The 13,962-nt window shown below is 35.3% G+C and carries 14 protein-coding genes, 1 pseudogene and 1 riboswitch; of the genes and pseudogenes, 9 read left to right on the forward strand and 6 right to left on the reverse strand.

Annotated elements, in window-relative coordinates; all coding sequences use genetic code 11:
• Window positions 1-234 precede the first annotated feature (234 nt).
• Window positions 235-280: riboswitch (PreQ1 riboswitch) on the forward strand.
• 2 nt (window positions 281-282) lie between these two features.
• Both queD and J3U00_RS04000 read left to right on the forward strand, forming a co-directional pair.
• Entirely contained in the window at window positions 283-711 is a 429-nt protein-coding gene (gene queD, locus J3U00_RS03995) for a 6-carboxytetrahydropterin synthase QueD (RefSeq protein WP_267331640.1), read from the forward strand.
• On the forward strand, window positions 708-1,322 hold the full coding sequence (locus tag J3U00_RS04000; RefSeq protein ID WP_267331641.1) for a 7-carboxy-7-deazaguanine synthase QueE: 615 nt from the start codon (window positions 708-710) through the stop codon (window positions 1,320-1,322). The genes queD and J3U00_RS04000 overlap by 4 nt, the downstream gene beginning before the upstream one ends.
• Window positions 1,323-1,358: 36 nt before the next feature.
• Here the strand turns inward: J3U00_RS04000 and pgeF are convergent, their stop codons facing one another.
• Window positions 1,359-2,111 carry a peptidoglycan editing factor PgeF gene (gene pgeF / locus J3U00_RS04005; RefSeq protein WP_416379884.1) on the reverse strand — a complete coding sequence of 251 codons (753 nt, stop codon included), beginning with the start codon at window positions 2,109-2,111 and terminating at the stop codon, window positions 1,359-1,361.
• A gap of 9 nt (window positions 2,112-2,120) precedes the next feature.
• Window positions 2,121-3,095 (reverse strand): 23S rRNA pseudouridine(1911/1915/1917) synthase RluD, encoded by a 975-nt coding sequence (rluD, locus tag J3U00_RS04010; protein ID WP_267331643.1) that lies wholly within the window; start codon window positions 3,093-3,095, stop codon window positions 2,121-2,123.
• Window positions 3,096-3,187: 92 nt separating this feature from the next.
• Between rluD and bamD the strand changes: the two are divergent.
• A pseudogene (gene bamD / locus J3U00_RS04015) lies at window positions 3,188-3,910 on the forward strand (outer membrane protein assembly factor BamD); the annotation flags it as partial.
• Between the two features lie 161 nt (window positions 3,911-4,071).
• On the opposite strand, the gene J3U00_RS04020 reads toward bamD, so the two are convergent.
• Both J3U00_RS04020 and J3U00_RS04025 read right to left on the reverse strand, forming a co-directional pair.
• Window positions 4,072-4,698 carry a hypothetical protein gene (locus J3U00_RS04020; protein ID WP_267331644.1) on the reverse strand — a complete coding sequence of 209 codons (627 nt, stop codon included), beginning with the start codon at window positions 4,696-4,698 and terminating at the stop codon, window positions 4,072-4,074.
• 474 nt (window positions 4,699-5,172) lie between these two features.
• Window positions 5,173-5,802: a hypothetical protein gene (locus tag J3U00_RS04025; protein ID WP_267331645.1), complete on the reverse strand. Its 630-nt coding sequence runs from the start codon at window positions 5,800-5,802 to the stop codon at window positions 5,173-5,175.
• 235 nt (window positions 5,803-6,037) lie between these two features.
• Here J3U00_RS04025 and leuS point away from each other — a divergent pair, with 235 nt between their 5' ends.
• The 5 genes from leuS to infA all read left to right on the forward strand — a co-directional run bounded on the left by leuS (window position 6,038) and on the right by infA (window position 11,245).
• Entirely contained in the window at window positions 6,038-8,620 is a 2,583-nt protein-coding gene (leuS, locus tag J3U00_RS04030) for a leucine--tRNA ligase (protein ID WP_267331646.1), read from the forward strand.
• A gap of 36 nt (window positions 8,621-8,656) precedes the next feature.
• Entirely contained in the window at window positions 8,657-9,151 is a 495-nt protein-coding gene (lptE, locus tag J3U00_RS04035; protein WP_267331647.1) for an LPS assembly lipoprotein LptE, read from the forward strand.
• Between the two features lie 2 nt (window positions 9,152-9,153).
• On the forward strand, window positions 9,154-10,158 hold the full coding sequence (holA, locus tag J3U00_RS04040; protein ID WP_267331648.1) for a DNA polymerase III subunit delta: 1,005 nt from the start codon (window positions 9,154-9,156) through the stop codon (window positions 10,156-10,158).
• Window positions 10,152-10,808, forward strand: a complete 657-nt coding sequence (gene nadD, locus J3U00_RS04045; RefSeq protein WP_267331649.1) for a nicotinate-nucleotide adenylyltransferase — start codon at window positions 10,152-10,154, stop codon at window positions 10,806-10,808. Before holA ends, nadD begins: the two co-directional genes overlap by 7 nt.
• A 218-nt stretch (window positions 10,809-11,026) precedes the next feature.
• Window positions 11,027-11,245, forward strand: a complete 219-nt coding sequence (infA, locus tag J3U00_RS04050) for a translation initiation factor IF-1 (RefSeq protein WP_025315083.1) — start codon at window positions 11,027-11,029, stop codon at window positions 11,243-11,245.
• Between the two features lie 121 nt (window positions 11,246-11,366).
• Here infA and J3U00_RS04055 read toward each other — a convergent pair whose 3' ends face one another.
• Together J3U00_RS04055 and J3U00_RS04060 are read right to left on the reverse strand one after the other, a co-directional pair.
• A complete protein-coding gene (locus J3U00_RS04055) occupies window positions 11,367-12,830 on the reverse strand; it encodes an amino acid permease (protein ID WP_255561404.1) in 1,464 nt (487 codons plus the stop codon).
• A 177-nt stretch (window positions 12,831-13,007) separates the two neighbouring features.
• Window positions 13,008-13,274, reverse strand: a complete 267-nt coding sequence (locus J3U00_RS04060) for a YkgJ family cysteine cluster protein (RefSeq protein ID WP_220225864.1) — start codon at window positions 13,272-13,274, stop codon at window positions 13,008-13,010.
• Between the two features lie 103 nt (window positions 13,275-13,377).
• Here J3U00_RS04060 and yeiP point away from each other — a divergent pair, with 103 nt between their 5' ends.
• On the forward strand, window positions 13,378-13,950 hold the full coding sequence (gene yeiP, locus J3U00_RS04065) for an elongation factor P-like protein YeiP (RefSeq protein ID WP_267331650.1): 573 nt from the start codon (window positions 13,378-13,380) through the stop codon (window positions 13,948-13,950).
• Window positions 13,951-13,962 lie beyond the last annotated feature (12 nt).

Here is a 13,962-nt window from a genome sequence, read left to right on the forward strand (position 1 = left end):
TGTTTAAAACATTCAATCCATTTGCATATTCACTAAATAAGTGTGGAAGAATAAATTTCAAGAGCTGATTAACAATATTTTTGACGATTTTTTGAAACAAAGCTGTATATATATTACTCGTTTCTTTGCGAAAGATAAAGTAGCTTGAAAAATCATCGATTAATCAATAAGGTTGAGAAAATTTGGGTGACACATGGGTTTTTATCCTTTATATTAGCCTCGCTTTTAAGTTAGCCAACCGTGGTTCGTGATCCATCCCACGTAAAAAAACTAGGAAATTATATGTTTAAAATTGCTAAAGAGTTTCAATTTGATGCTTGTCATATGCTTGATGGGCATAATGGAAAATGTCATAACCTTCATGGTCATACCTACCGTTTGTTAGTCGAGATCAGCGATGATCTTATTTCCAGTGGATCCAGCGCTAATATGGTAATGGATTATGCTGATCTTAAGTTGATTGTAAAACAGCAGATTGTTGATCAATTGGATCATGCTTATCTTTATCATCAAGATAATGCTAATGAACGCCAAATAGCTATGCTTTTAGAACAAATGGAGCGTAAAGTTTTTGCTTTTCCTTGCCGTACTACGGCGGAAGGAATGAGCCAATTTATTTTCGAACGTTTGTCTCAGTTTTTGCCGGTGTCGATGATTAAGCTTTGGGAGACCCCCTCTTCTTATTGTGAGTATCATCGGAGCGAAAAATGATTGAGTATCGCATTGTTGAAATCTTCGAATCTTTACAGGGCGAAGGTTATAATACGGGTATGCCTGCTATTTTTATTCGGTTTGCTGGTTGTAATTTGAATTGTAGTTGGTGCGATACTAATTTTCGTCATTTTAAGCGCTTTTCGTTAGAGCAATTACTGGCGATGGTCGGGCAATATAAGAGTACTAATATTATTATCACTGGTGGTGAGCCTACTATGGTTAGAGATTTACCTATATTGTTGTCCCATTTGAAGCAGGCTGGTTATTATATTGCTATTGAGAGTAATGGGCTGGGTAAGGTTGATCCATTAATTGATTATGTTGCACTGAGTCCTAAATTTTGTTATCAAAGCCGTTACCAAAACATTCTGCAATCAACTGCCAATGAAGTTCGAATCGTCGCTGAAAAACAAGCGGGCTTTATCGATTTTTGTCACTTCATTGAGCAGCATATTGAAGCTAAGCGTTACTATTTGTCTCCTTGCGAGATAAATGGTGAGATGAATATGTTTGATACCATTGAGTTGTTAGGTCAGATTAACCATAATCGTATCGATAATAAATGGCTGTTAAGTTTGCAGACTCATAAGTTTGCTAATATTGAGTAGTTTTTTATTAACGACTATTGATTAGTCACTAGTGATTTAGCATTTTTCTCCAAACCATATCATTGTCGCCATTCTTCCTGTTTTGTTTTCTCTTCGATAGGAGTAAAACAGATCACGCTCGGTATACGTGCAATAATTACCACCATAAATTTGAGTAATTCCGATCGCGTTTAATCGCTGTTTAGCTATCATGTAAAGGTCGGCCAGATATTTTTTGCCTTCAATAAATTTGAATGCATGGTGAGCATTTTTGTCATACTCTTCAAATTGTTCTTTAACTTCAATACCTACTTCAAATTTTTGTGCACTGATTGCTGGTCCTAGCCAGACTAGAATTTCATTGGTGTTGCATTGAAATTTTTTTGCGGTTTTTTCTAAAATGCCATGGCATAGTCCTCGCCAACCCGCATGAGCAGCAGCAACTTGATCGCCTTTAACTGAGCAAAATAGTACCGGCATACAATCAGCAGTTAAGACTACACTGACCTGATTAGCTTGCTTAGTGTAGGAGCCATCAGCTTCAAATCGTGCCGTATGGATTGCTTGTTTTACTTTTGTGATATCCAGGACAGTTGTACTATGCGTTTGATTTAACCAGTAAGGTTCACTCGGCACTTTTTCAGCTTGTATTAAGCGATTTCTATTTTCTACGATATTATTTAAGTCATCCCCTGTTCGACTGCCTAAATTTAAGCTGTCAAAAGGGGGAAGGCTTACCCCTCCAATACGAGTGGAAGTGAAAGCGTGAACATTACTCGGTGCAGGCCAATAAGGATATATTGATTTAATCATTTTTATTTACCAATCAAGTTCATCTTTATGAAGTTCTGTATCTTCTTGTAACGCATGAATTAGTGTTAACATATCATCCGGTATTGGCGCATTCCATTCCATTAGTTCACCTGTAATTGGATGATATAAACGTAGCATTGTTGCATGTAAAGCTTGACGATCAAAATCGCGTAGAGTTTTGATGAAGGATTCACTCGCGCCTTTTGGTGGTCTTGGTCGTCCGCCATAAAGTGGATCACCAACGAGTGGGTGCGCGATATGAGCCATATGTACACGAATTTGGTGAGTTCGGCCAGTTTCTAGCCTTAGCCGTAGTCGAGTATGAAGTCGATATTTTTCCATGACTCGATAATGGGTTACCGCTGGCTTTCCTGTCGGGAATACGGCCATATGCGTTCGTTTAGTAGGATGGCGAGTGATCGGTTGATCGATTGTGCCACCTGCTGTAATTATTCCCATCGCTACCGCTTCATATTCACGTGTGATTTCACGATGTTGTAGCGATTCAACTAGGTGGGTTTGTGCCTCGATGGTTTTAGCAACGACCATTAGCCCAGTTGTGTCTTTATCTAAGCGATGAACGATACCCGCTCTTGGTACTCTTGAAATATCTGGATAGTGATAAAGTAATGCGTTTAGCACTGTACCATTTGGGTTACCTGCGCCGGGGTGAACAACAAGATCTCGAGGTTTGTTGATAACCAAAATATCATCATCTTCATAAACAATATTGAGTTCGATATTTTCAGGTTGGTGATACGTTTCTTCTTCGATTTCAACCTCTATAGTTATTTTTTCTCCACCGAGCACTTTTTCTTTAGGTTTATTTACAATATTATTATTAACTAACACGTGATTATTGACGATCCATTCTTTAATTCTAGATCTTGAGTAATCAGGGAAAAGCTCTGATAAAGCTTGATCCAGACGCATTCCAAGTTGTGTTGGTTCTATTTCTGATGAAAGTTTTAACTTGTGCATGTGTAATTTATCTATTTTAAGCTGTTATAATTTAGAGTATTATATACTAATCATTGCCTTTAATGTTTAATTATATTTTGGATTAAAACTGAATGAAACTTCGTTTAAATACTTTGTTAGCCATCGCTTTAAGTAGCGCACTAATTGGTTGTACGAGTACAAAGCCTGATGTTGAAAATGTATCAGAAATTGAGTTACACAATAAAGCCAAAACTGAGCTTGAAGGTGGAAATTTAAAATCGAGTATTACTGTTTTAGAAACGATTGATAAAAATTATCCTTTTGGACCTTATTCACAACAAGTCCAACTCGATTTGATTTACGCTTATTATAAAAATGCGGATTATCCTATGGCCATTGCGTCAATTGACCGCTTTTTGAAATTGAATCCAACCCATCCGAATATCGATTGGGTGATTTATATGCGCGGTATTAACAATATGGCGCAAAATGATAATACTATTCAGGGTTGGTTTAATGTTGATCGTTCAGATCGTGATCCTGAATTTGCGATGGCAGCATTTAAAGATTTTACTTATTTGGTTTCTAGTTTTCCAACTAGTAGTTATGCCGCTGATGCAAAAAAACGTTTAGTGTATTTAAAGAACCGTATCGCTCGCTATGAGTTAAAAGTGGCTCAATATTATACTAACCGTGGCGCCTATGTTGCCGTGGTTAATCGAGTCATTCAAATGTTAGCGTTATTTCCTGATACTGATTCAACAAAAACAGCATTATCGTTATTGAGTAATGCTTATAATGAATTAGGTTTGACTGACGAAAGCCAAAAAGTCGATAAACTTATACAAGCTAATCTTGAAAATATGCCAGTTGAAGAGAAAAAATCTTACTTTTCTCGCTTCTTAAGTGTATTTAATGGTGGTTAATTTAGTTCAGTTCTAAAAAATAATGGCTATTTAATCATTTAAATAGCCATTTTTTTATCATTAATTTATAAACGATAAATGCCCATGAGTTACTTTCTAACATATAAATAACGGTATTCTCCATGATTATAATTTGTATTTGTTAATGCTTTTGTTAGTTCTTGGGTAAGTTTAGTTGATAACGTTGTATCCGATGAAGATAATGTAAAATCTGGTTTTATAATTTGTTCATCGACATATTGTATAAATTGAAGAAATTGATCAATATCTTTTTTGGATAAATAGATAGTTTTTGCCACCATCATATTAATAAGCTTATTGTCAAACTCCAAAATAATCGTGTGATATAGCACTACGGTACTTTTAAACATTATTACTGTTTGTAATGCTGACCATTGAAACGTTTGATTCAATTTTTTATGGTCATCAATATTAATCGAATATGAATTGACATTAATCGTCATTTTTTTACGGAACAAGCGAGCAATACATATAGCAAACAGAAAGACAGAAAATAATTCCGGAACAAGGAGTCCAACAATAAAAATAACCTCAAAGTATTGGTTGGGAATCATCGGCATGATCGCATCAAAGAAAAATACAAATAAATACATGAGACAACCAAGGACTAAAACACCAAAGCAACAAATGAGTATCATTAAACTTATAAATGAGCGCCGAGTGAAACAGCGAAATTCAAATGTACGATTTTCCATAAACTATTCCTTATATTTTTTTAGAAATATATCTTAAGTTTTTTTTAAATACTTTGAGAAGAAAAGATTTATTTCTTTTTATTTATATTGTTAACTTTATTGTGTTTAATTCATATAAATATTGGTATCAAATCATTCTCTTTATTTCATCTATCGTTTGTAAAACGTGCCAATAAAGTTAGCAAATTATTTTTTATTAGCAATAATAGATAGGACATATATTCATCACGTAAGAACAATATCGCCTAGATGAGATTGAAGCCCAAAAAGTCGATGAATTTATTTAAGCCGATATCGAAAATATACTGGTTGAAGAGAAAAATCATTCATTCTAGCATCTTAAGTGTGTTTAATGGTGGTTAATATATTGACCAATTAAAAGACAGTTAACGTTTATCAAAACAGTTGATGGCTATTTAACCATTCAATAGCCATTGTTTTATCACTAATTTATAAACAACATATGCGCATTAGCTACTTTCTGATATAAAGGTAACGATATTCTGGTACTACTTCAACATGTAATACGAGTGGGGCTATTAATTCATCTATTTTAGATGATAAGGTTTTATCCACCGAAAATAATGTAAAATCTGGCTTGAGAACTTGTTCATGAAGATATTGTATAAATTCGTAAAATTGCCCGATATCTTTTTTGGATAACAGTGGAATTATTCCCTTTACTGTCAGCATCTTAATACGCTCATTGTCAAATTCCAGTATAAGTGTTTGATTAACCCAAATAGGTTTTTCGAGTTTAATCATTATTACTTTTTGTAATGCTGAAAATTGAAACATTTGATTCAATTTTTTATGGTCATCAATATTAATCGAATATGAATTGGCATTAAACGTCATTTTTTTACGGAATAAACTCACAATACTTATAGCAAACAAAACACCAGAAAGTAAGCTCAACACAATGATTCCACCAAAAAAAATCACCATAAAATATTGTTTGGGGATCAATGGCATGACAGCATCAGAGGTAAATAAAAAAATGAGACAACCTGTGACAAATAAAGCAAAGCTAATAACTGATATAAGTAAAACAATAAATGAGCGACGAGTTAAACAGCGAAATTCAAATGTACGATTTTCCATAAACTATTCCTGATATTTTTTAGAAATATATCTTAAGTTTTTTTAATATATACTGGGAAGCAAAGATTTATTTCTTTTTTTATTTTTATTGTTAACTTTATTGATTTTAATTCATATCAATATTGGTATCAAATCATCCTCCTTGTTTCATATATCGTTTGTAAAACGTGCCAATAACCAATACAATTAGCAGATTATTTTTTATTAGCAATAATAGATAGGACATTAATTCGTCATGCAAGAACAATATCGCCCAGATGAAATTGAAGCCAAAGTACAACAACATTGGCAAGAAGAGAAAACTTTCCACGTTACTGAAGATCCATCTAAAGAGAAGTATTATTGTTTGTCGATGCTTCCTTATCCTTCAGGTCGTTTGCATCTTGGTCATGTCCGTAATTATACAATCGGTGATACGATCTCACGTTATCAACGCTTAAACGGCAAGAATGTTTTACAGCCAATCGGTTGGGATGCATTTGGTTTGCCAGCAGAAGGCGCAGCCGTTAAAAATAATACAGCACCAGCTAAATGGACTTATGAAAATATTGCTTATATGAAGAAGCAGTTGCAATTACTTGGTTTTGGTTATGATTGGGACCGTGAGGTTACTACTTGTCGTCCTGAGTATTATAAATGGGAGCAATGGTTTTTTACTAAATTATTTGAGAAAGGTTTAGTTTATAAAAAGACTTCAGCTGTTAACTGGTGCCCTAACGATCAAACTGTTCTAGCTAATGAGCAGGTAGTTGAAGGTTGTTGTTGGCGTTGTAATACTCCGGTTGAGCGTAAAGAGATTCCACAATGGTTTATTAAAATCACTGATTATGCCGATGAGTTATTGAATGATTTAGATACTCTTGAGAGTTGGCCAGAACAAGTTAAGACCATGCAACGTAACTGGATTGGTCGTTCTGAAGGGGTGGAATTTGACTTTGCTGTTGAAAATTATAACGATAAGTTACGTGTTTATACTACTCGCCCGGATACGTTAATGGGTGTGAGTTTTGTATCTGTGGCGGCTGAGCATCCTCTTGCTCAATTAGCTGCGCAAAACAATCCTAAAATTGCTGAGTTTATTGCTGAATGTAAAACCACGAAAACCGCTGAAGCTGATATGGCTACAATGGAAAAGAAAGGTATGGCGACTGGATTTTTTGCCATCCATCCATTAAACGGTAATAAGGTTCCAGTTTGGATCGCTAATTTTGTATTAATTGAATATGGTACTGGTGCTGTGATGGCTGTACCGGGTCACGATGAACGCGATTATGAATTTGCATCAAAATATAATTTACCAATTAAAGCAGTTATCTTGAATCAAGATGGGCAAGCTCCTGACCTTTCTGAACAAGCTTATACTGAGCACGGTAAATTATTTAATTCAGGTGAGTTTGATGGTCTTGATTTTGATCAAGCTTTCAATGCTATCGCCGATAAACTTATTGCGTTAGGTATTGGTAACCGTAAAGTGAATTATCGTTTACGCGATTGGGGTGTTTCTCGCCAACGTTATTGGGGGGCGCCGATTCCAATGGTGACGCTTGAAGATGGTACAACGATCCCAACACCTGAAGATCAAATTCCCGTCATTTTACCTGAAAATGTTGAAATGAATGGGATAACCAGTCCTATTAAAGCCGATCCCGAGTGGGCAAAAACAACTGTTAATGGTCAACCAGCCCTTCGAGAAACAGATACTTTTGATACCTTTATGGAGTCATCTTGGTATTATGCTCGTTATACTTGCCCGCATTATGACAAAGGTATGTTAGATGAAAAAGCAGCTAATTATTGGTTACCTGTTGATCAGTATGTAGGTGGTATCGAACATGCGATTATGCATTTACTTTATTTCCGATTCTTCCATAAATTGATGCGTGATTTCGGTTTGGTTAAATCAGATGAGCCTGCTAAACGTTTACTTTGCCAAGGTATGGTTTTAGCTGATGCTTTTTATTATACCAGCCCAACTAACGAGCGTATTTGGGTTTCACCAACCGAGGTGACCATTGAACGTGATGATAAAGGCCGTATTGCTAAAGCAATAGATAGTAAAGGCAATGAACTTGTTCATGCTGGTATGACTAAGATGTCAAAATCGAAAAACAACGGTATTGATCCACAAGAGATGGTAGAAAAATACGGAGCTGATACTGTTCGTTTATTTATGATGTTCGCATCCCCAGCTGATATGACGCTTGAATGGCAAGAATCCGGTGTTGAGGGGGCTAATCGATTTATTAAACGTGTTTGGCGTTTAGTTTTTGAGCATTCTCAACTTGGTAAAACTGCTGCGCTCGATATCGCTAAATTGAATGCTGATCAGAAAGCTTTACGTCGTGAATTACATAAAACAATTGCTAAAGTGAGTGATGATATTGGTCGTCGTCAAACTTTCAATACAGCTATTGCTGCGGTGATGGAGTTTATGAATCGCTTACAAAAAGCACCACAAGACACTGATCAAGATCGCGCATTGATGGATGAGTCTTTAAATGCAGTAGTTCGATTACTTTATCCTATGATGCCACACGCTTGTTTTGTTATGTGGCAAGCATTAGGTCATAATGAAACAATTGATAATTCTTCATGGCCAGTTGCTGATGAGTCAGCTATGATTGAAGACGAAAAATTAATTGTTGTGCAAATCAATGGTAAAGTGCGTGGTAAATTTACTGTACCTGCTGATGCTCAGCAAGATTATGTTGTAGAGCAAGCTAAACAAGAGCCAAATATTGAAAAATACTTAGCTGATGCCACAATTCGCAAAGTGATTTATGTACCAGGTAAATTATTGAATCTGGTTGTAAGTTAATATTGTTGGATAACTTGGATATAGGTGGTAATACCAATGAAAAAATATTTAGCTTTACTGATGTTTTTGGCGATATCCCTAACGGGATGTGGATTTCATTTGCAGTATGAAACTGAAGTCCCTGCTCGATTTAAAACGCTTTCATATGTTAGTGGTGATCCTTATGGTCGTTTATCGAGAAATATTAAAGAGTTGCTACGCGATAATAAAGTAACTTTGGCTAATATTAATGATCCGGCCAATTACCCATCACTCAGAATAGTGGGTGATTCATTGAGTAAAAGCACCATATCCATTTATCAAGATGGTAAAGCAGCAGAATATCAATTAGTACTAACGATTCAAGCTCAAGTAGTAATTGCGGGTGAACAAATTCATCCAATTAATGTTCGTGTTTTCCGTACGTTCTTTGATAATCCAGCCGCAGCTCTTGCGAAAACAGTCGAGCAAAATCTAATTGAAGACGAAATGTATAAGCAGGCTGCAAAACAGATCATCCGTAAATTAAAATCGGTTGATACACCTAATTAACGATGAAAAAAATTAGTGCAGAAAAAATCATCCATCAGTTAGGATCACCCTATTATTTAATTTTAGGTAGTGATCCTTACTTGCAACATTATGCGCAAACTGAGTTACGTAAAGCTTTTAAACAAGCAGGATATGACGAGCAACTTTCTTTCACGATAAACGCTCAGACTGATTGGCCTGCAATGTATGATAGTTGTCAGGCAATGAATTTGTTTTCTAATAAAACCCTGCTCTGTTTAGAAATTGGTGAAGGTGTGCTTAATGTTTCAGTTGCTACAAAATTAAATACGTTATGTGAAATGTTAACCCCTGATATCGGGTTGATAATCAGCTTAGTTAAGATTACCAAGACTCAAGAAAATTCAGCATGGTATAAGGCCTTGTCTGATAATTTAGTGGTTGTGAATTGTTCAACGCCAGAAGTAGCACAATTACCATCATGGATAAAAACCTATTTGCAACAAATGCAAATGACAATTGAGCAACCTGGAATTGAATTGCTTAGTTATTATTATGAAGGTAATTTGTTGGCCTTAACGCAAATTATTGAGCAATTAAAGTTACTTTACCCTAATCAGACTATTAATTATGAGCAAGTAGAATCAAATATTAATGATTCAGCAATATTCTCGCCTTATCATTGGGTTGATGCAATGGTTTACAATAAATCTAAGCGGGCAATGCATGTGTTACACCAGCTTAAAATGAATGATTTCGAGCCATTGATATTATTGCGTATTATTCAACGTGAGTTGATTTTGTTGATCAATTTAAAATTGGCTTTAGCAGAAAAATCCCCGCGCCAAGTTTTTGACGAATATCGAATTTGGCAAAATAAAAGAAAGATGTATAGTGATTATTTAAGTCGATTCGATATCAAGCATCTATTTGCTCTATTGGCCACTTTAACTGAAATCGAGATTAGCTTAAAACATAATAATGATTTACCTATTTGGGATGCTCTGTTGAATTTAACTATGCAGTTTATGGGATTAGATAATTGTTAACAGCACTCTTTGGTGGCACCTTTGATCCAATCCATTATGGGCATTTGCGCCCTGCTCTAGCCTTAGCCAAAGAGGTTGGATTGAATAATATTAGTTTATTGCCAAATCGAATCCCTGCTCATAAACCACAGCCAGAAGCCACAACAGAACAACGTTTAGCTATGTTAAAATTAGCTATATCTGATTATTCGCTTTTTTCCATCGATACACGAGAATTAGAACCACAGCTAATCAATCAACCCTCTTTTACTGTTGATACGCTTAGGGCATGGCGTGAACAAAATGGTACCCTATCAGGCTTGGCTTTTATTATAGGGCAAGACTCTTTGCTTAATTTACCCACTTGGAAAGAGTGGCAAAAGTTGCTCGATTATTGTCATTTGCTTATTTGTAAAAGGCCAGGTTATCCCCAAACTACCGATGATAGCAATTTGCAAGCATGGATTAATCAACATCAAACAAAAGATAGCCAAGCGTTACATCATTATCCAAATGGTTATATCTATTTTGCTAATACACCACTTGAATCGATTTCAGCGACAGAAATAAGGCTAAATATCGATAATCAACAATGCTGTGAAAAGTTGTTACCGAGCAAAGTTTGGCACTACATACATGAACATGGAATTTATAATTCAAAGAAATGTTAGAAATGACTTTACATCTGTGAGTTTTTTCGGCATTATTTTGCCGCTATATTTAGATAATCTGATTATAGCTGTTCTGTGTCTATACTCATATTCAATGAATTTGCACACACCAAAAATTGGTGATTTAGTTGATAAATTCGCTTTTCTAATTAAACATAAAGAAAATCGGAATATTGATTTGAGTATATTTAATTTGTATTTAATTTTAAGAGGCCCCAATGGCAAAAGAAGATAACATTGAAATGCAAGGTACTATTCTTGATACTCTTCCGAATACGATGTTCCGAGTTGAACTTGAAAACGGTCATGTTGTTACTGCACATATTTCTGGAAAGATGAGAAAGAACTATATTCGTATTCTTACTGGCGATAAAGTAACTGTTGAAATGACACCTTACGATCTTTCAAAAGCACGTATCATATTCCGTAGTCGCTAATATCGTTATCGCACTTGTTGTTTTTGTATTATTAACCAGTTTATTGGTTATTTTCTCTTTCTTAATACAATTCCGTCGACAGATGTCGACGGAAGTGCAATCTAATCTAGATGGGACTTGTTTAGTCCATTTGAGAAAAATCCATCTGATCGTATTTTATCCATTTTGTCTTTTTAACAATCTTATAACCAAAATAAATTGAAAGAAATAATGGAATACCTATATAAGTTGCTATAACGCCATTCCAATCAATGGTATCTTGTAAAAATGCTTCATAATTTTGACCGAGTGTAATAATCAAACAAAGCACAAAAGCAAAAATAGGACCAAATGGGAAACAACTTGATCGGTAAGGTAATTTATTGAGATCTCGTCCTTGTGAGACGTAGCCTTTTCTAAAACGATAGTGGCTAATTGCAATACCAAGCCATGCAATAAATCCTGTCATACCTGACATATTTAGTAGCCATAAATAGACCACTTGATCTTTGTATAACGACGTTAAGAAACAGAGCATAGCCACTAATGTAGTTGCAAATAATGCCATATCAGGCACGCCTGTTGAAGATAATCGACTGAAAATCTTAGGCGCTTTACCTTCTTTTGCTAATGCATATAACATACGAGTTGAAGCATATAAACCAGAGTTACCAGCAGAAAGAACCGATGTTAAAATTACCGCATTCATGATAGCCGCTGCGGATAATAGTCCTGCATGTTGGAAAACTAAGGTAAATGGACTAACGCTGATATCCGTTTCATCATTACGAAGTAAGTTAGGATCAGTGTATGGAATAATTAAACTAATTACTAAGATGGCAAAGATATAAAATAGCAGTATTCGCCAAAAAACTTGTTTCATTGCTTTTGGTATATTTTTTTCTGGATCTTTAGATTCGCCCGCCGCAATACCAATTAGCTCAGTACCTTGGAATGAGAATCCAACAACCATCGCCACACCGATCATTGATGAGAATCCACCGACAAATGGAGCCCCCTCTATTTCCCAATTTTGCCAACCAGCATTTTCAGCACCTTTTAAAATGCCAATTATCATTAATAAGCCAACAACAATAAATAAAATAACGGTGACCACTTTGATTAATGAAAACCAAAATTCTGCTTCACCAAATCCTTTTACAGAAATATAGTTTAAGCAAAAAATAATGCTTAGGAACAATAGGCTCCATAACCAACTATAGGCACCAGCATCAAACCAATAGGAAATAACTAATTGTGCTGCAACTAAGTCAACAGCAACAGTAATTGCCCAGTTATACCAATAGTTCCAACCAATGGCAAAACCAAATGCTTCATCTACATAACGAGCTCCATAAGTTGCAAAGGTTCCCGAAACGGGAAGATAAGCAGCTAGCTCTCCAAGACTAGTCATTAAAAAATAAACCATTATGCCGATAATAGCATAAGATAGTAATGCGCCTCCTGGACCTGCTTGTGCAACTGTTGCACCAGAAGCGACAAATAGCCCTGTACCAATTGAGCCACCAATAGCAATCATTGCTAAATGGCGAGCTTTCAAATCACGCTTTAATTTTTTCGTCATATCAATTTTCTTCTTGTTAATTAAATTTACTAATTATTTTAACTACACCTAATATGATGTAGCTTAGTAACTGATTTAAGCTAATTTATTTAAATATTTATCATTAGCTAATTAAAGTGCGTGAAGTGTATCAAAAAAATTTATGTGCGAGATAAATAATTCTAATAATACAGCCGATATGTTAAATATTAGCAATACTTAGTTGCTTGTAAGCTGTTCTAATTGCGTTAAATAATCTAATGCCTGGCTACGATTTATTCCACACATTTCATAACATGGCCTTAGGTGACTACAAACTTTTGGTCTAGTTGATTTGCCAAATAATTTGCATAATAAATTTTCATCCAAATGGATACATGCAACACCTGCTGGTTTTCCCTTAGGCATACCAGGCATAGCAGATGAGATCGACGGTGCAATACAACATGCCCCACAGTTTCTTCGACATTGGAATGATTCAGTCATGAGATTAGATGAGATTGTTTTATAAATTTTATTGGTGACAATAGCAAGTTAAGGGTAAAATAGCGAGCTAATTTTTAACTCTATTTATTATGAAGAATCTATTATGGCTAAAGCTAATGAAATTAAACGTGGTGATGCAGTCACCTATAACGGTAAGTTGTTACTTGTAAAAGAAATTGATGTACAAAGCCCTAGTGCTCGTGGCGCAAGTACACTTTATAAAATGCGTTTTACCGATGTTAAATCTGGAGGTAAAGTTGAAGAACGTTTTAAGGGTGATGATGTTTTAGACACTATCGAACTATTTCGACGTCCTGTGAGCTTTTCTTATATTGATGGGGATGAATATGTATTCATGGATAATGAAGACTATACTCCGTTTATTTTCAAGAAAGATCAAATTGAAGAAGAACTTCTTTTTATCCCAGAAGGCGGAATGGATGGAATTCAAGTTTTGATGGCTGAAAATGAAGTTGTCGCATTAGAATTACCACAAACAGTTGAACTTGAAATTATTGAAACCTCGCCAAGTATAAAAGGTGCATCGGCAAGCGCACGTACTAAACCTGCAACATTGTCTACAGGCCTTGTAATTCAAATACCTGAATATATTGATAACCACGAAAAAGTTAAAATTCATATTGCTGAACGCCGATATATGAGCCGAGCGGAATAATCTATTAAATCG

Source organism: Gilliamella sp. B3127 (assembly GCF_026536935.1).
In the GTDB taxonomy this organism is placed as follows: domain Bacteria; phylum Pseudomonadota; class Gammaproteobacteria; order Enterobacterales; family Orbaceae; genus Gilliamella; species Gilliamella apicola_E.